This is a genomic window from Pseudomonas petrae, from assembly GCF_021728295.1.
GTDB lineage: Bacteria > Pseudomonadota > Gammaproteobacteria > Pseudomonadales > Pseudomonadaceae > Aquipseudomonas > Aquipseudomonas petrae.
The window spans coordinates 1-17,693 of record NZ_JAKJXE010000014.1 but is presented as its reverse complement, the minus strand read 5'-3'; the positions used below and the strand labels follow the sequence as shown (position 1 = coordinate 17,693).

Here is a 17,693-nt window from a genome sequence, read left to right as displayed (position 1 = left end):
TACCCTGCCTTCAGTCGCACAGCGCCGGGCTGCGACGTATCGCTATGGGCCGCACCAGGCTCAGCAATCCCGCCAGCGCCATGGCCGCACCGACCCAGAGGGGCGATCGCAAACCCAGGCCTGCATCGATGGTCACGCCGCCTGCCCAGCTGCCGAGCGCCAGTCCGGCAGTGATCACCGAGGTGTGCATGATGTTCACCAGCGCGCCGGGTTCGGCCGCTTTCATGACACGCGCGACCATCGCAGGGTTCAGCGCTACGCCGGTCAGCCCGAGGGCGAGGAAGCACATCAGGTTCAGCCACAGATGATCCCCGGCCAGGGCAAAGCCCGACAATGCCAGCACCATGATTGCCAGGCCCCAGCCGACGATCGCCAGCATGTAGCGATCCGCCAGTCTGCCCACCACCCAGTTGCCCAGCACGTTCGCGACGCCATACAGCGCCAGCAGCGGTGCGACGAACTTCGGCGCGACCCCGACTTCCTGAATCAGGATGGGCGTGCAATAGCTGAATGCGGCAAAGGTGGCGCCGATGATCAGCCCGCTGGTGAGGTACGCCGCCCAGAGGGGTGCATTCTTCATGTCGGTCCATTGCTGCCGCAATTGCGGTTCGCTGCCATCGGCGCTCGCCGGCAGGCGCTTGCTCGCCAGCACCGTGCAGAGCATCGCCAGCGCGACCACAAGCCAGGCGCTCGCACGCCAGCCGAAGTGTTGCTCGACCCACGTGGTCAGTGGCACGCCTGCGACAGGGGACAGTATCAGCCCGGCGAGGACCACCGACACCGCTCGGCCGCGTCGTTCCGGGGTGACAAGGCCTGCGCACACCGTCATGCACAAACCGATGCAGACGGCACTGGCAATGCCCATGACCACGCGAGCAGCGCCAAGCACCAGATAACTTTGCGCGGCCGCTGCGACTGCGCCGGCCACCCCATAACAGACGAGCAGGGCGATCAAAGAGCGTTTGTTGCTGACGCCTCTGGACAGCAGCAGGACGGTCACAAGCGGGCCGCCAATCGCCATGCCCAAGGCGTAGAAGGCGATCAGGTTGCCGACCTGCGCGAGACTGACCGAGAACGCATCGGCCAGCGCCGGCATCATTCCAGCGACCATGAATTCGGCCGTCACCAGCGAGAAGATCGTCAGGCCCAGAAGGTAGAAGGTGGACGGGAGTTTGCTGCGGCTGGACATGGGGTTCCTGACGGGTAAAGAAGGCCGGCTACCCTAGGGATTGAGACGGGGCAGGTCAACAGGCAATCAGGTGTTCATCCGAGTAGGTGGGTTCGTCAGCGTGTGTCGTGCCGCCCTGCCAGCACCATCAGCCCCGGCCACACCGTCTCCCACTCTTTGGCCCGGATACGGTCCAGAAAGACCGGGTATTTGTCGCCCTCGAAGCGCGGCGTAGGTCTCACCATTAACGAAAACAGATCTTCCAGACCTAACGGCGCGGCTATTTCGATTTCGTCTTGTCCATTGATTCTGACAGCCACCGCAGTTGCCGTCTCTGGCCAATACGTCATCGCATCAGTCGCCGATTGATATGGCGCATCGCCATTGCGAACGTGCATCCGGGCCTGATTTTTTACCGACCATCTCAGGTGGCTGTTCATCCGTTTGAGAGCGTTCTCCAGACGATGATCCGCTTGCTGTTCTGCGTGTTCGGGGTCGAACCAGATGACATCAATATCCTCGGGAAGCGGTGACCGCGTGCGGTGATGCAAATGATCCCATACCAGACTGCGCGCAAACCCTGCCGCTACCCAGCAGTCAGGAGAGGCTAGTGTGCTCACCTGTCTCAGAATCTGCATTCGCACAGGATCGCGGGTCAGGAGCGAGATCAACTTCCGCTGCATCATGCTGAGGTCCGCCCGTGCATCGCCAACCATTCGGCGCGCGTCAATTCCCAGATTTCTTGTTCCATCGGCCCGGACACAAAATCGCCGTCTTGACGCTGGATGACCCGCATGCCCTCGCGCTGGGAGATCCTGCGCGAGGCTTCGTTGCCAACCGCTTTGGGAACCTGCATCAACGGCCGCTGCAGGGTCATGAACCAAAAGGCGTTGATCACTTCACACGCTTCCCGCATATAGCCATGACCTCGCCACTGCGGCGCCAGCCAGAAACCCCGGTGGTTCTCGGGCTGATCGTGCAGGCTGATGCAGCCGATCACCCGCGCCGGTTCGGAGGTCAGGCGTATCGTCCAGTGCCATTCGCGTCCCTCTGCCACGGCAGGAAGCGCCACGTCGCGAATGTAGGTCAGCGCGCCGTCGTCAGGATAGGGCCAGGGCACATGGCTGCCCAGATACCGGACCACGTCCCACTGGGGAAACAACTGTTGAATCACGGGCGCATCGAGCAACCGCAGCGGGGCGAGTATGAGTCGGGCAGTCTGGAGCGTGGGGCTTTCCATGCGGTTTTCTCCTTGGGAGTTGCTGAAGGGCGGACGCTAACTTGTCGTAGCGACGCAGTCCACTGCACTGTTTTGCCCGGCGGCTTACGTCGATATCGCACATTGTCCCCCCGACAGGGGTAACGATTCCCACACCTTTCGACGTCAGCCTAGGGCCTCAACCACACCACCCATGCGCGTCTCGACCTCATCGCGAGTGGCGGCCCATGCCGGTACCGTGTCGAGCAGACGCTGTTGCCAGGCCATCAGATTCGGGAATTCGTCGAACGGCGCGCCCGTCCGCTGATACTGCGAAAAGGGCGCTGCAATATCGATGTCTGCGAGGGTCAGGTCCTCACCGACGATGAATTTTCGGGTCGCCAGATGCGCGTCCAGCACCTTCGCAGCGTTGCGGATATTGCTCATTGCCAACTCAACCACGGCGTCGGTCGGCGGCTTGCCCATCAACGTCTTGCCGGCCCATTCGTTGAAGAGAAAGGTAGAGAATACCCGCCATTGTTCACCCGACCAGAACATCCATTGCAGGACTTCGAACTTTTGCGCAGAAGTACGTCCCAGCAGGTTCGAGTTGGCTTTCTCGGCGAGGTAGAGGTTGATCGCCGATGCTTCCCAGATCACGGCATTGCCATCCTGAAGTACCGGCGTCAGGCCATGGGGGTTGAGCTTCAAAAACTCAGGGGTGTGGCTTTCCCCTTTGAATAAATCGACGTTGATGCGTTCGATGTCGACGCCCATGATCGCGGCCGCTGCAGTGACGCGCCGAAGACTGCCCGAGCCCGGATCGCCGTAGAGTTTGATGGACATGGTTTTCCTCACAATTGGATGGTGGAACCGGCGGGTGTACCCATCGGCACCCATGGCGTGGAGCGGGCCATGAATAAAATGTCAGCCGTCAGCTCCGTTGAATGACGAGACCACGGTAGACTCTTTCTCCAAACAAAATTATGCCGTTGTTTCGCAGAACACTTATCTGGAATTCAAATGAATGACCGCTGGCTGGAGATCGAGGTATTCACCCGCGTGGCGGAGTCGGGCAGCTTCTCCCGTGCCGCGCAGGCACTCGGACTTTCCCAGCCTTCGACGTCGCGAATCGTTACGGGGCTGGAAGCGCGGCTGGGCGTGAAGCTGTTGCTGCGCACGACCCGGAGTGTGGCCCTCACTGAAGCGGGCGCGGCGTTTCTGGACAAGGCTCGTCAGGCCGCGGCCGACCTGCAGGACGCGGAAGATGCAGCCCGTGGCATCGATTCGCTGCGGGGCACCCTCCGTCTTGCGGTGCCCATTGCGTACGGCACCCTGGCAGTGATTCCCGCATTGCCTGATTTCCTTGAGCGTTATCCTGAACTGCGCGTCGAGATCAGCATGCGCGACGAGCGGCAGAACCTCGTGGCGGCCGGCGTCGACCTGGCCATTCGAATGGGCACGCTTGAGGACTCCACGTTTGGCGCCCGGCGGATTGCTTCAGTGCCGCGCATGTTGGTGGCATCCCCGACCTATCTTGCCAAACGAGGGCTGCCGGAAACACCCGCAGACCTGGCGTTCCACGACGCGCTCTTGCACGAACAAAGCTTTCCGGCAAAAAGCACGCTAAAGCTCCTCAAGGCAGGCATTGAGCAACGGGTCACGCTGCACGGCCGCGTCAAAATAGATGCGGCGCCCGGGATTCTGGCCGCCGCCACGGCAGGCCTCGGGATCGCCAATGTCACGACGCTCATGGCGGCAGAACAGCTGCGCAATGGCAGCCTCATTCACGTGTTGCCCGACTGCGAACTTGAGCCCTTGCAGGTGTTCGCCGTATTCCCCTCCGGCCCCAGACCCTCGGCGAAGGTGCGGGCGCTCGTCGCACACCTCATTGACGTCTTGGGGGCTAGCTCGGCGGGGCTGAATGCGAGCGTATGGGCCCAATCAACCCGATCTGTATCTGTTTGACCCGTTAGCGCATCGGTAGCATCGAAAGTCCTTCTTTCGGCGAGGCCGCCATGAAACTTACCGCTATTCCATTTGGTACGACCGACTGGTCTAAAATCGAATCCGTCCCGCATCCGGGGGAGACGGGCACAGCGCTCTGGCGCACCTGCCAGTTTGGCGATGCGAGGGTGCGCATGGTTGATTACAGTGCTGGCTACCTGGCCGATCATTGGTGCAGCAAGGGGCACATTCTTCTGTGCCTGGACGGCCAACTGGACACCGAGCTCGAAGATGGCCGGACATTCACTTTGCGTCCGGGCATGAGCTATCAGGTGGCTGACAACGCGGAGGCGCATAGGTCCTCGAGCGCTGTGGGCGCCAGGCTATTCATCGTTGATTAGTGTTGCGGGTGTTCGGGGCTTGATACGAGCAAGGTCTGCCACTCGGGTACGTAACCTGGTGATACGGATCTGAACGCACGTGATCAGATCGAACTCCTGCGAATCAGTCCCGGTCAGAGCATGACGGATGCACCGTCACCCCTTATTCAATCAGCGGCACTCGTTTGCCGAAGGATCTGATCATGCTCGGAACGAAATACCTCCCTCATCTGCTGTTCACCGCGGTATGCGCAGTCAGCAGCTTCTCCTACGCAGCCGAACAGCCAAGCGTGACGATGGATCGACCGGGCGCAGGGGTCAAGGAAATCAAGGAAGGCGACAACGCCCCAGACCAATACCAACGTCCGAGCCTCGCCCTCAAAGACTGGCGCGCACGTCACCTGACTGCGCCGGACGAGAACCAACAGTGGGTGGAGATCAAGGACAAATATGCGTTGATTGACATCCCTACCGGGACGATCAAACAGATGGTGCCGAAGGCCAAAGGACACAAGTAACGCCATTGGCTGAGACCCCATTCCTCAGCCAACGAATGATGGCGTGACGTCTGACGCCTTCCCGGCTAAAGCCGGTCCTACACCGGAGTACATCGCCGATGACACTGGATGCACGCGGTCTGGTAGGACCGGCTTCAGCCGGGAAGAGGCCTGTGTGCGCACTATCAGGCTCTCGGCGTGACACATGACGTCTTCCCGGCCGAAACCGGTCCTGTAGTGGAGCGCAGCCGGTCCTACTGACCGTCTCCTTCCCGCGAATACCGACCCGGCGCCCGCCCGGTGTAGCGGGCGAATGCCACGCTGAACGCGCTCACCGAGCCGTAACCCACGCGCTGGGCAATCCCGGCAATGTCCGCCACTCGCTCACGCAGCAGCTTTTTCGCCAGTGCCATCCTCCATGCCAACAGATACGCCATGGGTGCCATGCCCAATGCGTTCTGAAACCGCTCGAAGAACGTCGAGCGCGACAGGGCGGCTTCCCTCGCCAGTTGATCCACGGTCCACGGGCGGCCCGGATGTTCGTGCATTTGCCGCAATGCCACCGCGAGGCGTTCGTCGCCCAGTCCGCGCAACAATCCGGGTGGCGCGGCTTCGGTGGCGGTGCAACGCAGTGCTTCGATGAACAGCACTTCCAGCAAATGGGCGAGGATCACGTCCCTCGCTGGCCGCTGAGCCCGGGCTTCCTCGGTCACCAACCCTACTAGCATCGCCAGTCGGGGCTCGCCGCGTACATGGATCAGTTGCGGGAGCAGCGATACCAGCAGTGCCGTGTCCGGTGAGCCGAACGTGCAGTGGCCGACCAGCAGTTGAACGTCGACGGGCACGTCGGGCGGGCCGACCCGTATGTCCCGAGGGCGGACCTCAACGGGAGCGCGCTCGGCATCGCCTTCTGCCAACGGCTGAAGGCTCATCATTTCGAAATCATAAGCCGCCGGAATCAGCACGAAGTCCCCCGCCTGCAGCGTGATCGGCCACTGACCGGCCACCGAAAGCCGAGATCCCCCTTGCAGAATCGCGCAGTAAAAAGGCTGGCCGTGTACCGAGCGCTGCACCCGCCAGGCGCCGGCGCCGTTGACGATTTTGGACAGTGAAGCGCTGGGTTGCAGCAGGGTGACGACTTCAGCGAGCGGATCGAGCATCCCGGACTCCTGCGAAAAAAAGGCGGACTGGCGATGATATTCAGTCCGGTTACCACAGCTTATCGTGGCGTCACTGTCAATCACCCGATGGATACACACCCATGAAAACCATTTTGATCACCGGCTGCTCTTCGGGCTTCGGCCTGTCTACCGCCCAGTATTTCCTCGACCGAAACTGGAAGGTCATTGCGACCATGCGCACACCCAACCCCGCGCTGTTTCAAGGGTCCGATCACCTGCGCGTGCTCTCGCTGGACGTCACCGATCTGGACAGCATTCAGCAGGCGCTCGACGCTGCCGGGCCCATTGATGTTTTGGTCAACAACGCCGGCATCGGACTGCTGGGCGCCCTCGAAGGCTGCTCGATGGAGAAGATTCGCAGCATTTTCGAGACCAATACGTTTGGCACCCTGGCAATGACTCAGGCCGTGCTGCCGCAATTTCGCCAACGCAATGCGGGGGTCGTGATCAACGTCACCTCCAGCGTGACGATCAAATCACTGCCATTGCTCAGCGTGTACACGGCGAGCAAGGCGGCGGTGAATGCGTTCACCGAATCCCTGGCGCTGGAACTTGAGCCGTTCAACATTCGCGTCAATCTGGTATTGCCGGGGCGCGCACCGGGGACCGACTTCGGCAAAAACGCACAGCCGCGCATGCAGGGCAGCATTCCGGACGCCTATGCCGATCTGGCGCAGCGGGTGTTCAGCGAGTGGTCGCAATCGACCCTGGCGACCGAGGCTCAGGATGTCGCCGAGGTGATCTGGCGCGCGGCGAACGACCCGGCTTCGCCAACGCGCCTGGCGGCCGGCGCGGATGCGGTCGCGTTGATGGGCGAGGCGCACTGACGATCCGCTGTTATCGCCGATCGTGCTGCTCATCCGACGAAAGCCCCTGAAAAGGTACTAACAATCCGGAACTCTGCCGGTCCAACCTGTTCCCGAACCGGTTGCGACAACGGGTTCACAGGTCGTCAGTATTCCAGGCAGGAGCAGCGCATGAGCATCACCCCCACTTTCGATATCCGTAATTATGGCGCCAAGGGCGACGGCTTCACTGACGATACCGTCGCCATCCAAAAGGCAATTGATGCCGCAAGCGCTTCGGGTGGGGGCAAGGTTTACATTCCTGGCGGCACCTGGCGGGTGTCGGACAGCGACGGTTCGGGCAACGCGCTCGCGCTTAAAAGCAACGTCACTCTCACCGGCGATGGCGCCGGTGACAGCGTGCTCAAGCTCGCCGATGGCGCCGGCTTGAATACCACCTCGCTGTTGGGCGTGGTGGCAGGCAGCACCGTGCGAGACGCAACCGTCAGCAACCTTTCGCTGGATGGCAATCAGGCCAACGGCGGTGGGCAGGTCAGTGGCTGGTCTCAATCGGGGGCGAGCAGCACCAACCTGTTGATCGACGGCGTCACCGCCACGAACTTCAGCGGCAGCGGTTTTGACCTGACCGGTGCATCAGTGCATTTGACGGTGCGCAACAGCACGGCCACAGACAACGCCTCCGACGGCTTCGTGCTGGGAGGGTCGCTGGCCGCATTGACCTTTCAGGATAACCGCGCGCTGGACAACGGTGGCAACGGCATCAATGTCGGCCTTGGCAGCGTGGCGCTTTCCCTGACCGACAACCAGGCTTCCGGTAACGCCGGTGACGGGATTCACGTCCATGAAGAAAGTGGCGTCGACACCGGCTTTTTCAGCGTGATTGGCGGCGACGTCTACGGCAACGGCGGCGACGGCGTGCACATGCGCGGCATCGAATACGGCGGCGTGTATCGCCTCGACATCCATGACAACGGCGGGTCGGGCGTCAATTTGCAAGGCACGACCCACATCGAAGTGTCCGACAACGTCATCCACGCCAATGCGCAGAGCAGCGATGTGCCGGAAGTGGCAATCCGCAACCTGGGCAGCGATAGCGGCACGCAGAATTTCGTCTACGACAACCTGATCACGGGCAGCGCCGGATCCACCTGGGGCGTGGCCGAGGTGCCGTCGGACGTGGCAAGCGTGCAAGGCAGCGTGATCTTCGGCAACGTCATCAACGGCACTCATGCCGGTGACATCAGCGCGGCGGGCAACGAAAGCCAGGTCTACAACAACAGCGATGTGCTGATCGTGCGCGGCAGTGCGGGCGCCGACACGCTGAGTGGCAGCCGCTCGGACGAACTCATCAGTGGCGGGGCAGGGCGCGATCGCATCGATGGCGGCGCAGGTGACGACGTCATTCACGGCGGTGCAGGCGCGGACCGCCTCAGCGGCGGCGCGGGCAGCGACGTGTTTCGTTTCACCTCGGTCAGCGACAGCTACCGTACGGCCACCACGTCCTTCACCGATCGCATTACTGACTTCAACGACACCAGCGACCGTCTCGACCTGACCCTGCTGGGATTGTCCGGCCTGGGCAATGGCCACGACGGCACGCTCAAGGCGACTTATAACGCCGCCACCAACATCACTTACCTCTCCAGCCTGGACGCCGATGCGGCCGGCGATCGCTTTCAACTGGCACTCGACGGCAATCACCTGAGCACGCTGAGCGCGGCCAACTTCTTTTCGTCGATCACCGGTACAGCCACCGACGACAAGCTTTTCGGCACCGCCGCCGATGACGTGCTGATCGGCGGCGCAGGGCGCGACACGTTGTCGGGCGACGGCGGTGCAGATCGGTTGCTCGGCGGCAGCGGCGGCGACACGCTGACGGGCGGGGCTGGCGCGGACACCTTCGTCTACACCAGCGTCAGCGACAGCCTGCGCAACGATGCCAGCGGCAGTTACGCGCAACGCGACCTGATCACGGATTTCAACAGCAACGGACATGATCGCCTCGACCTCACGGCGCTGGGTTTCAAAGGCTTGGGCAACGGCTACGACGGCACGCTGAAAGTGGTGTTGAACCTGGCCGGTGATCAAACGGCGCTGAAGTCGCTGGAGCCGGACGCCGACGGCAACCGCTTCGAAATCCTGCTCAACGGCAATCATCTCTATGACCTGACCGCCAGCAACGTGCTGTTCGCCAACCCCGACGACACCCGCACGGATTCGTCCCAGCCGCTGACCTCGGTGAACGCCACCGGCACGGCAGGCGCCGATACGCTGTATGGCGACTGGGGCAACGACACCTTGTCTGGCCTGGCGGGCAATGACGTGCTGGCGGGCAGCGTCGGCGATGATTTACTGGTTGGCGGTGCCGGCGGCGATCGACTCACCGGCGGATCGGGCGAGGACACCTTCCGCTTCGATCACATCAGCGACAGCTACGTCGGCGCGGCGGACCTGATCACTGATTTCACCACTGGCCATGACACGCTGGATGTTTCCGCTTTGGGCTTCACCGGACTGGGCGATGGCAGCCACGGCACCTTGCAGGTCAGCTACAACGCCAACAGCGACCGCACCTACGTGCGCAGCAACGACGCGGACAGCGCTGGCCAGAAATTCCAGGTCAGCCTGGCGGGGGATTACAGCCATAGCCTGAAGGCCGAGGACTTCGCGTTTAGCCCGGCAGGGAACGCGGCTGAGATCAAGGTGGTGGGTGTGGCGGCGCCGATGGATCATGTGGTGTTGTCCGACGCCTGATCGCCTTCAATGCATGCGGTCTCTCAGGCTGCACGCGATCTCATTGCAGGACCGGCTTCAGCCGGGAAGAGGCCAGTCCGGACACCCCCAGATTTACGGTGTGACACCTGACGCCTTCCCGGCTGAAGCCGGTCCTACAGTGAGTTGAGCCAGTCACATGTCTACCTACGCAGCTGGCCCCTGCAACCCCCATTGACTCCAATCTGTCACACCCCCGCCCCTGAAATGCCACATTGACGCCGTAATGTCCTCGCCAATGAGATCGATCTCAAGCGAGTGATCATGAGTGACCTGAAAGACGTTGCGAGGGTGGCCGGGGTTTCCAGAGCGACCGCTGCCCGGTGTTTTGCCTCCCCTGAAGTGGTGCGTCCAACGACCCGTGAGCAGGTATTCGCCGCCGCGCGGGAACTGGGTTTTCGCCCCAATCTGCTGGGCCGCCAGTTGCGCCTGCAAACCACCCAGCTCATTGGCGTGGTCGTGCCGAGCCTGCTCAATCCGGTCTTTGCCGAACAATTTCAAGCCATGGAGCGCGCCGCGCGTTCGCGAGGCTATAACCTGCTGCTGGCGACCACCGATTACAGCGCCGAGCGGGAAAGCGCAGTGGTTGAGGAGCTGCTGCGCCAACGCGTCGACGGCCTGGTCCTCACCGTCACTGACGCCCACAGCAATCGCGTGCTGCAAAGCCTCAGCACCGAGGACACGCCGTTTGTACTCGCCTACCACCAGCCCGGCAGCACCGAATACAGCGCCGTCTCGGTGGACAACCGTGCGGGCATGGCCCTGGCCACGCGCTATCTGCTGGACGCCGGTCATCGACGCATCGGCATGGTCGCGGGGCCGACGCTGCAGTCCGACCGGGCGCGGCAGCGCTACGCAGGTTACTGCGACGCCATGGGCGAACGCGGCACCTCACAACCGCCGATCACCGCCATGCCCATCATCGAGATGCCGAGCCACACCCAGGCCGATTTCGCCGCGCTCGCGCCGTTACTAGGAGGCCATCACGCGCCCACAGCGCTGGTCTGCTCCAACGATTTGCTGGCGATCAGCCTGATCGCCGAACTGCGCCGCCATGGATGGGCGGTGCCCCAGCAGCTGTCGATCATCGGTTTCGACGGCATTGCCATCGGCACTCAGATGCACCCGACCCTGTGCAGCGTGGTCCAGCCCGTCGCCGCGCTGGCAACCACCGTCATCGATCAATTGCTGGCGCAGATCGCCGGCGCCGCCCCGACTTCCCATTGCCTGCCGTGCCACATCCGGCCGGGCGAAAGTAGTCAACCCTACAATCAGCCCTACGAGGAGACGCTCCATGATCCGCTTCAGTAAAACCTTGGCGGCACTGCTGCTGTGTGGCGTGGCCAGCCTGACCCAGGCCGCCGAAACCGCGATTTGCTACAACTGCCCGCCAGAGTGGGCGGACTGGGGCACCCAGCTCAAGGCCATCGCCGACAGCACCGGCGTGCAAGTGCCGCTGGACAACAAGAACTCCGGCCAGTCGCTGGCGCAACTGGTGGCCGAAAAAGCCGCCCCGGTGGCGGACGTGGTGTATTACGGCGTGACCTTCGGCTTGCAGGCGCAGAAAGCCGGCGTGGTCGGCACCTACAAACCCAAAGGCTGGGAGCAAATTCCCGCAGGCCTGAAAGACCCGGAGGGTCACTGGTTCGCGATCCACTCCGGCACCCTCGGCATCATGGTCAACGTCGATGCACTGGGTGGCTTGCCGGTCCCGCAAAGCTGGGCTGATCTGCTCAAGCCGGAATACAAAGGCATGGTCGGTTACCTCGATCCGTCCAGCGCATTCGTCGGCTACGTCTCCGCCGTGGCGATCAATCAGGCCATGGGCGGCACCCTGGATAACTTCGCCCCGGCCATCGACTACTTCCAGAAACTGGCGAAGAACGCGCCGATCGTGCCCAAGCAAACGGCCTATGCGCGGGTGCTGTCGGGCGAATTGCCGATCCTCGTGGACTACGACTTCAACGCCTACCGCGCCCGCTACAAGGACAAGGCCAACGTCGCCTTCGTCATCCCGAAAGAGGGCAGCATCAGCGTTCCCTACGTGATGAGTCTGGTCGCCAATGCTCCGCATCAGGCCAACGCCGAAAAGGTGCTGGATTTCGTCCTCTCCGAGCAGGGCCAGGCACTGTGGGCCAAGGCGTATCTGCGCCCGGTTCGCGCCATGAAAATGCCGGCCGACGTAGCCGCGCAGTTTCTACCGGACAGCGATTACGCCCGCGCCGGCGTGGTGGATTACCAGCACATGGCCGACGTGCAGGAAGCCTTTTCCGCGCGCTATTTGAGCGAGGTCAAGTAAGTGAGCAGCACGGTTTTGAAGGCGCAGGCCGCCGGCGCGCGCGGGTCGCGGCCAGGGCGTCTGCGCCCGACAGCGGCCTGGGCCCTGGCGCCAGCGGCGGCAGTACTCGCGGCGTTCTGGATCTTGCCATTAGCACATTTGATATTGCTCGGCGGACAGCAGCGGGACGGCGCCGGCAGCGGTTATTGGCAAGTGCTGAGCAGCCCGCAGTACCTGGGCAGCTTGGCGCAAACCTGCGTGCTCGCGGCGGTGGTGACCTTCGCCGCGCTGCTGGTCGGCGGCATCACCGGGGTGTTTCTCGCCCGACAGCGTTTTTTTGGACGCGCCACACTGGTGGCGCTGCTGACCTTTCCGTTGGCATTTCCCGGCGTGGTGGTGGGCTTTCTGGTGATTCTGCTGGCAGGGCGGCAGGGTCTGTTTGCCATGCTCGGCCTGAAACTGGCGGGTGAGCGCTGGGTGTTCGCCTATTCCCTGGCGGGCCTGTTCCTCGGTTATCTGTATTTCTCGATTCCCCGAGTGATCCTCACGATTATGGCCGCCTGCGAAAGCCTCGACCGCAGCCTGGAAGAGGCCGCGCATTCCCTCGGCGCGGGGCACTGGCGGGTGGTGTGTGACGTGATCATTCCCGGGCTGGCACCGGCGTTGGTGTCCTGCGGTGCGATCTGTTTTGCCACGTCCATGGGCGCGTTCGGCACGGCGTTCACGCTCGGCACCCAGCTGAACGTCACCCCCGTGGCGATCTACAACGTGTTCACCAATTACGCCAACTTTACCGTCGCGGCTGCGCTGTCGGTGGTATTGGGCGCGCTGACCTGGGCGGTGTTGCTGCTCGCGCGGCGCATGGTCAAGCAATCGGCGACCGTCCTGTGAAGCGCTCATCGCTGTTCATTGTGCAGCTGCTGTTCACGCTGCTGGTCTGCGCCTTCATGCTGGTCCCGGTGCTGATGTCGCTGCTGGCCGGGCTGACGCGTAATTACTTTCAGGGCGTGTCCAGCGGCTTGACCTTCGACTGGATCGCGCAAGTCTGGCAGGCCTATTCGCCGACGGTGTGGCTGTCGCTGCAACTGGCCTTCGCCTGCGCGGTGTGCGTCTGCGTGATCGGCGTACCCGCCGCGTATGCACTGGTGCGGATGAACAACCGTTTCAGTCGCGCCTTTGAGGAATTGATGGTCTTGCCGGTCGCCATGCCGGGCCTCGCCAGCGCCCTGGCCCTGCTGCTGACCTACGGCCAGTTCGGCAGTTTCCGCAGCAGTTGGCTGTTCATCCTCGTCGGCCACGTGCTGTTCACGTTGCCGTTTCTGGTGCGGCCGGTGATGGCGGTGATGCAGCGTCAACACCTGCCCGTGCTGGAAGAGGCCGCCGCCAGTCTCGGTGCCGGACCGTTGCGACGGTTTTTCAGCGTCGTGGTGCCCAACTGCCGCGCGGGGATTCTTGCCGGCGTGCTGATGGTGGTCACGCTGTCCCTGGGCGAATTCAACCTGTCGTGGATGCTGCACACGCCCATGACCAAAACCCTGCCGGTCGGTCTGGCGGACAGTTACGCCTCGGCGCGGCTGGAAGTGGCCAGCGCCTACACCCTCATATTTCTGCTGATGATCGTGCCGCTGCTGGTGGCATTGCAGGCCATCAGCGCGCGCCTTTCCCGTGGAGAGCAAAGATGACTGGAACCACGCTGCGCCTGATCGGCTGCCGCAAGGCCTTCGCCGACGGCACTGTTGCCGTTCACGACCTCAACCTGACCATCGAGGCGGGGGAGACCCTGGCGATCCTCGGCCCGTCCGGTTGCGGTAAAACCACCACCCTGCGGATGATCGCCGGGCTGGAGCGGCCGGACGTCGGCCAGGTGTTCTTCGGTGATCAAGACGTCACCCGTCTGCCCATCGAGCGCCGCGACGTCGGCATGGTCTTTCAGAATTACGCGCTGTTTCCCAACCTCTCGGTGGAAGGCAACATCGTGTATGGCCTGAAGGTGCGCGGTATGGCCGTCGCCGAGCGCAACAAGCGCTGCGCCGAACTACTGGAACTGGTTGGGCTGCAGGAACACGCCAAGCGCGGCATTCATGAGCTGTCGGGCGGGCAGCGTCAGCGGGTGGCATTGGCCCGCGCCCTGGCGCCACGGCCGAAAGTCCTGCTGCTCGACGAACCCCTTGCCGCACTGGACGCGCAACTGCGTGAACGCCTGCGCAGCGAACTCGATCAGCTGTTACGCGGCCTTGGCATTACGTCGGTGTTCGTCACCCACGACCAGGGCGAAGCCATGGCCCTGGGCGACCGGATCCTGGTCATGCAGCAAGGGCGCATCGCCCAGCTCGGCACCCCGCGTGAAATCTATCAGCAGCCGGCCAACCCGTTCGTGGCCGGTTTCGTCGGCAATCTCAACGCCTTCTCGGTGGCAGGCCGCACTAGCAACGGCCTGAAAGTCAGTGGCGGCGAACTGCCGTGGAGTGGGTCGGGTGAGCCGTCCACCGTCTATTGCCGGCCCGAGCACCTGCGGGTGGTGAAGAGCGAAGGGCACCTGCACGGGCGTCTGCTGGGACAGTTTTTTCAGGGCGCGCAAAGCCGCTTGCTGATTGAGGTCGGCGCTGCGCAACCGCTGCTGGTCGACAGCGCCGACAGCGTTATTCATGCCCCGGGCGATCTCATTGCCCTGGCCATCGAGCCGCAGGCACTGTTCGCCCTGCACCCGTAATCATCGTTTTTGGGTAGGTCAATTTTGAGTCTTCCGTTTCTCATTGCGCAGATCAGCGATCTGCACCTCAAAGCCGGCAACAAGCTGACCTATGGCGTGGTCGACACCCTCGGCGCGTTGCGTCGCGCGGTCGATCATCTGAATGCCAGCACGCCGCGTCCCGACATCGTGGTGATCAGCGGCGACCTGGTGGATTTCGGTCGGCCGGATGAATACGCCGTCTTGCACCCCGAGCTGGCGCGCCTGAGCATGCCGTACTACCTGGTGCCCGGTAATCACGACGTCCGCGAGCACCTGCTGGCCGAGTTCGCCGATCACGTGTACCTGCCGATCTCTGCCGAAGCGCCACTGGACTGGATCGTCGAAGAGCATCCGGTGAGGCTGATCGGTCTGGACTCGACCATTCCCGGTGCCCACGGCGGGCAGGTGCTGGACAGTCAGATGGCCTGGCTGGATGAAGTCCTCGGCCGACGCCCGGACGTGCCGACCCTGTTGATCATGCACCATCCGCCCTTTGTCACCGGGATCGGCCACATGGAACGCGAAGGGTTCATCAACGGCGCGGCGCTGGAGGAGGTGATCGCCCGTCACCCGCAAGTCGAACGGGTGCTGTGCGGCCATCTGCATCGGCCGATGCAACGGCGCTTTGCCGGCAGCCTCAGTTGCACCTGCCCGGGCACCTCGCACCAGATCGTGCTGGACCTTCGCGACGACGCACCGGCGCATTTCAACCTTGAGCCGGCGGGCTACCTGCTGCATCGCTGGGATGCGGAGCAGGGCCTGGTGACCCACAACGGCGTGTTCGGTGATTACCCAGGGCCGTATCCGTTTTATGACGCGCAGGGGTTGATCGATTAGGAAATCCCCATCTCAGAAGAGTGTGCTGACGCTTTGGCCCGGCGGCACCCGAATGTTCTGCGGGCGCCGATGGATGTCGCATGGCTAAAGTCACGTTTTTATAATCGTTCTATAGTCGTTCTATAATCACCTATAAACGTAGATTTCACTCACATCTATAATTGGTCTATAGTCGCTCTATAATTGCCTATAGAGATGTGATCGAGGTCTACAGATGCCTGAAATCTTCTACCACCGTCCCGAGTTGGCCGCCCGGCTCTCGAAGCTGATCATGCAGGTATCTGTGGGCAGTTCCGCGAGCTCAGGCGTCTTCCTGGCAGCGCCACGGCGTACCGGCAAATCCACCTTCGCGCGTGAAGACCTGCGCCCCGCGCTAGAAAAAGCGGGGGCCATTGTGTTGTACGCCGACCTCTGGCAAGACCTGACCAAAGATCCCGGCCTTGTCATCGTGGAAGCCATCCGCGAAGCGGTTGGCCGAAACGATGGTTTCATCACACGACTGGCCAAGTCTTCCGGAATAGAGAAGGTGGTCGTCGGTGGTTTGAACTTCAGCGTGGATAAAATTGGCCTCGGCAAAGACATCGACCTCACCACCGCGCTGGTGGCGCTCTCCGACGAATCGCAGAAGCTCATTGTTCTGATGATCGATGAAGCGCAGCACGCGATCACTACCGAGGCGGGTGTGGCGGCGCTGTTCGCGCTCAAGGCGGCAAGGGACGAACTCAACAGCTCCCGGCACCACGGTCTGCGCATCGTCTGCACCGGCTCGAACCGGGACAAGCTGGCCATGCTGCGCAATAGCAAGGATCAGGCGTTCTTCGGGGCGTCGATGGTGCCGTTCCCGACGCTCGATCAAAACTACATTGATTGGCTGTGCGCCAACATCGACCTGCCATCGCCGCTCGATCCGGCGGAGGTGTTCCAGCTGTTCAAAGAAAGTGGCTATCGCCCCGAACTGCTCGGTGCGGCGGCTGATGCCATCCGCTTTGACTTTTTCATCGACCCTGAAGACGTACGCGAGCGGTTTGCCGAGCTGGTTCGGGCGCAAGCGGATGAGCTGAACGCGAACCTCAAGAAGGTGATCCACAGCCTTACTCCGATCCAGTCCGCCGTGATTCGCGTCATGGGCAGTATGGGCGACAGCTACGCCCCGTTCGAGGCGCCCACCATGGCGTTGTACGCCGCAGCGATGAAGCAGGCGGGGATTGCAGAAAGCGACATCAAGGTTGAGGTGCCGGGCGTGCAACAAGCCCTCATTGCCTTGCAGGAAAAGAACCTGGTCTGGAAGGCTTCGCGGGGTGTGTATGCGGTGGATGAGCACGTGATCGTTGATTTGCTTCGTGCGGACGGGCTGCTGGAAGGCTTGTAGCGTCGCGGCAGCCCGGAATCGTTACCTTTTAAGGGCGATGGCCTCTTGGACAAGACACTCAAGGGCGAACTGCTCGGTGTACGTCATCTGAATGGGCGTGGTCTCTCCCTTGACGGTTCTTTCGCCGTCCAGGATGTAGCGGATGCGCTTGTCAGTGACGCCAATACGCTTGGCGATCCACGAAGGTGTTTGTCCGATCCGCGAAATCAGCTTGTCGGCGTATTCGGTGGAAGGGTTATAGAGTTCTGCGTTGGGTGTCATGTGACGTCCAGATAAAGGTTGGCGCTGTGTGTTTAAGCGAATGCTGCACAGTGTGCCAATAACGGGGCTGTGTCGCGACCTCAATGGCGTTCTGCACCGGCAATGTCATGCGCTTCACAGCCCCGATCGAGGCATTCCCCGCTAACGAGCGGGTAATGCCTGCCAGCGCAACGATGCGGCGGCCGCTTGCCTGATTGTTGCGGAAGATCGACTGGAAGCCCTGGGTTTGACGCCTATCGGCTTTTTGCACGGCTGCACTGCTGTGGTC

Annotated in this window: 19 protein-coding genes; 12 read left to right on the top strand and 7 right to left on the bottom strand. The window is 62.3% G+C overall.

Annotated elements, in window-relative coordinates; translation table 11 throughout:
- Positions 1-10 precede the first annotated feature (10 nt).
- The 4 genes from L4G42_RS21270 to L4G42_RS21255 form a co-directional block, all read right to left on the bottom strand.
- Positions 11-1,189, bottom strand: coding sequence for an MFS transporter (locus L4G42_RS21270; protein ID WP_237253364.1), 1,179 nt, complete (start codon positions 1,187-1,189; stop codon positions 11-13).
- Between the two features lie 95 nt (positions 1,190-1,284).
- On the bottom strand, positions 1,285-1,854 hold the full coding sequence (locus L4G42_RS21265; protein WP_237253363.1) for a nucleotidyltransferase family protein: 570 nt from the start codon (positions 1,852-1,854) through the stop codon (positions 1,285-1,287).
- Entirely contained in the window at positions 1,851-2,408 is a 558-nt protein-coding gene (locus L4G42_RS21260) for a GNAT family N-acetyltransferase (protein ID WP_237253362.1), read from the bottom strand. The genes L4G42_RS21265 and L4G42_RS21260 overlap by 4 nt, the downstream gene beginning before the upstream one ends.
- Before the next feature lie 144 nt (positions 2,409-2,552).
- Positions 2,553-3,212, bottom strand: coding sequence for a glutathione S-transferase family protein (locus L4G42_RS21255; RefSeq protein ID WP_237259667.1), 660 nt, complete (start codon positions 3,210-3,212; stop codon positions 2,553-2,555).
- A 177-nt stretch (positions 3,213-3,389) separates the two neighbouring features.
- Here L4G42_RS21255 and L4G42_RS21250 point away from each other — a divergent pair, with 177 nt between their 5' ends.
- The 3 genes from L4G42_RS21250 to L4G42_RS21240 all read left to right on the top strand — a co-directional run bounded on the left by L4G42_RS21250 (position 3,390) and on the right by L4G42_RS21240 (position 5,211).
- The gene (locus L4G42_RS21250; protein ID WP_237253360.1) at positions 3,390-4,334 is read left to right on the top strand and encodes a LysR family transcriptional regulator; all 945 of its coding nucleotides are present in this window, start codon (positions 3,390-3,392) and stop codon (positions 4,332-4,334) included.
- Between the two features lie 50 nt (positions 4,335-4,384).
- Positions 4,385-4,714 (top strand): DHCW motif cupin fold protein, encoded by a 330-nt coding sequence (locus tag L4G42_RS21245; RefSeq protein WP_237253359.1) that lies wholly within the window; start codon positions 4,385-4,387, stop codon positions 4,712-4,714.
- A 182-nt stretch (positions 4,715-4,896) separates the two neighbouring features.
- Positions 4,897-5,211, top strand: coding sequence for an RcnB family protein (locus L4G42_RS21240; RefSeq protein ID WP_237253358.1), 315 nt, complete (start codon positions 4,897-4,899; stop codon positions 5,209-5,211).
- Positions 5,212-5,444: 233 nt separating this feature from the next.
- Here the strand turns inward: L4G42_RS21240 and L4G42_RS21235 are convergent, their stop codons facing one another.
- On the bottom strand, positions 5,445-6,350 hold the full coding sequence (locus tag L4G42_RS21235; RefSeq protein WP_237253357.1) for an AraC family transcriptional regulator: 906 nt from the start codon (positions 6,348-6,350) through the stop codon (positions 5,445-5,447).
- A 101-nt stretch (positions 6,351-6,451) separates the two neighbouring features.
- Between L4G42_RS21235 and L4G42_RS21230 the strand changes: the two genes are divergently transcribed.
- From L4G42_RS21230 to L4G42_RS21175, 9 genes are all read left to right on the top strand, one after another.
- The gene (locus L4G42_RS21230; protein ID WP_237253356.1) at positions 6,452-7,198 is read left to right on the top strand and encodes an SDR family oxidoreductase; all 747 of its coding nucleotides are present in this window, start codon (positions 6,452-6,454) and stop codon (positions 7,196-7,198) included.
- Positions 7,199-7,348: 150 nt separating this feature from the next.
- Positions 7,349-9,931 (top strand): M10 family metallopeptidase C-terminal domain-containing protein, encoded by a 2,583-nt coding sequence (locus L4G42_RS26080; protein WP_272903985.1) that lies wholly within the window; start codon positions 7,349-7,351, stop codon positions 9,929-9,931.
- A gap of 282 nt (positions 9,932-10,213) precedes the next feature.
- Entirely contained in the window at positions 10,214-11,260 is a 1,047-nt protein-coding gene (locus tag L4G42_RS21205) for a LacI family DNA-binding transcriptional regulator (RefSeq protein WP_237253355.1), read from the top strand.
- The gene (locus tag L4G42_RS21200; protein WP_237253354.1) at positions 11,244-12,248 is read left to right on the top strand and encodes an ABC transporter substrate-binding protein; all 1,005 of its coding nucleotides are present in this window, start codon (positions 11,244-11,246) and stop codon (positions 12,246-12,248) included. The genes L4G42_RS21205 and L4G42_RS21200 overlap by 17 nt, the downstream gene beginning before the upstream one ends.
- A gap of 15 nt (positions 12,249-12,263) precedes the next feature.
- Positions 12,264-13,118 carry an ABC transporter permease gene (locus L4G42_RS21195; RefSeq protein ID WP_237253455.1) on the top strand — a complete coding sequence of 285 codons (855 nt, stop codon included), beginning with the start codon at positions 12,264-12,266 and terminating at the stop codon, positions 13,116-13,118.
- Entirely contained in the window at positions 13,115-13,909 is a 795-nt protein-coding gene (locus L4G42_RS21190; protein ID WP_237253353.1) for an ABC transporter permease, read from the top strand. Before L4G42_RS21195 ends, L4G42_RS21190 begins: the two co-directional genes overlap by 4 nt.
- Entirely contained in the window at positions 13,906-14,937 is a 1,032-nt protein-coding gene (locus L4G42_RS21185) for an ABC transporter ATP-binding protein (RefSeq protein ID WP_237253352.1), read from the top strand. The genes L4G42_RS21190 and L4G42_RS21185 overlap by 4 nt, the downstream gene beginning before the upstream one ends.
- A 24-nt stretch (positions 14,938-14,961) precedes the next feature.
- Positions 14,962-15,795 carry a phosphodiesterase gene (locus L4G42_RS21180; RefSeq protein WP_237253351.1) on the top strand — a complete coding sequence of 278 codons (834 nt, stop codon included), beginning with the start codon at positions 14,962-14,964 and terminating at the stop codon, positions 15,793-15,795.
- A 214-nt stretch (positions 15,796-16,009) separates the two neighbouring features.
- Complete coding sequence (locus L4G42_RS21175) at positions 16,010-17,164, top strand: ATP-binding protein (protein WP_237259668.1); 1,155 nt, start codon at positions 16,010-16,012, stop codon at positions 17,162-17,164.
- 21 nt (positions 17,165-17,185) lie between these two features.
- Here L4G42_RS21175 and L4G42_RS21170 read toward each other — a convergent pair whose 3' ends face one another.
- Positions 17,186-17,425 carry a hypothetical protein gene (locus L4G42_RS21170; protein WP_065988840.1) on the bottom strand — a complete coding sequence of 80 codons (240 nt, stop codon included), beginning with the start codon at positions 17,423-17,425 and terminating at the stop codon, positions 17,186-17,188.
- On the bottom strand, positions 17,400-17,693 hold a 294-nt coding region (locus tag L4G42_RS21165), incomplete at its 5' end, for a hypothetical protein (protein WP_237253349.1). The genes L4G42_RS21170 and L4G42_RS21165, both read right to left, overlap by 26 nt.

Bases quoted from the DNA above. Each gene is read 5' to 3' on its own strand.
- L4G42_RS21270 (WP_237253364.1), bottom strand. From the start codon at position 1,189: ATGTCCAGCCGCAGCAAACTCCCGTCCACCTTCTACCTTCTGGGCCTG.
- L4G42_RS21265 (WP_237253363.1), bottom strand. From the start codon at position 1,854: ATGATGCAGCGGAAGTTGATCTCGCTCCTGACCCGCGATCCTGTGCGA.
- L4G42_RS21260 (WP_237253362.1), bottom strand. From the start codon at position 2,408: ATGGAAAGCCCCACGCTCCAGACTGCCCGACTCATACTCGCCCCGCTG.
- L4G42_RS21255 (WP_237259667.1), bottom strand. From the start codon at position 3,212: ATGTCCATCAAACTCTACGGCGATCCGGGCTCGGGCAGTCTTCGGCGC.
- L4G42_RS21250 (WP_237253360.1), top strand. From the start codon at position 3,390: ATGAATGACCGCTGGCTGGAGATCGAGGTATTCACCCGCGTGGCGGAG.
- L4G42_RS21245 (WP_237253359.1), top strand. From the start codon at position 4,385: ATGAAACTTACCGCTATTCCATTTGGTACGACCGACTGGTCTAAAATC.
- L4G42_RS21240 (WP_237253358.1), top strand. From the start codon at position 4,897: ATGCTCGGAACGAAATACCTCCCTCATCTGCTGTTCACCGCGGTATGC.
- L4G42_RS21235 (WP_237253357.1), bottom strand. From the start codon at position 6,350: ATGCTCGATCCGCTCGCTGAAGTCGTCACCCTGCTGCAACCCAGCGCT.
- L4G42_RS21230 (WP_237253356.1), top strand. From the start codon at position 6,452: ATGAAAACCATTTTGATCACCGGCTGCTCTTCGGGCTTCGGCCTGTCT.
- L4G42_RS26080 (WP_272903985.1), top strand. From the start codon at position 7,349: ATGAGCATCACCCCCACTTTCGATATCCGTAATTATGGCGCCAAGGGC.
- L4G42_RS21205 (WP_237253355.1), top strand. From the start codon at position 10,214: ATGAGTGACCTGAAAGACGTTGCGAGGGTGGCCGGGGTTTCCAGAGCG.
- L4G42_RS21200 (WP_237253354.1), top strand. From the start codon at position 11,244: ATGATCCGCTTCAGTAAAACCTTGGCGGCACTGCTGCTGTGTGGCGTG.
- L4G42_RS21185 (WP_237253352.1), top strand. From the start codon at position 13,906: ATGACTGGAACCACGCTGCGCCTGATCGGCTGCCGCAAGGCCTTCGCC.
- L4G42_RS21175 (WP_237259668.1), top strand. From the start codon at position 16,010: ATGCCTGAAATCTTCTACCACCGTCCCGAGTTGGCCGCCCGGCTCTCG.
- L4G42_RS21170 (WP_065988840.1), bottom strand. From the start codon at position 17,425: ATGACACCCAACGCAGAACTCTATAACCCTTCCACCGAATACGCCGAC.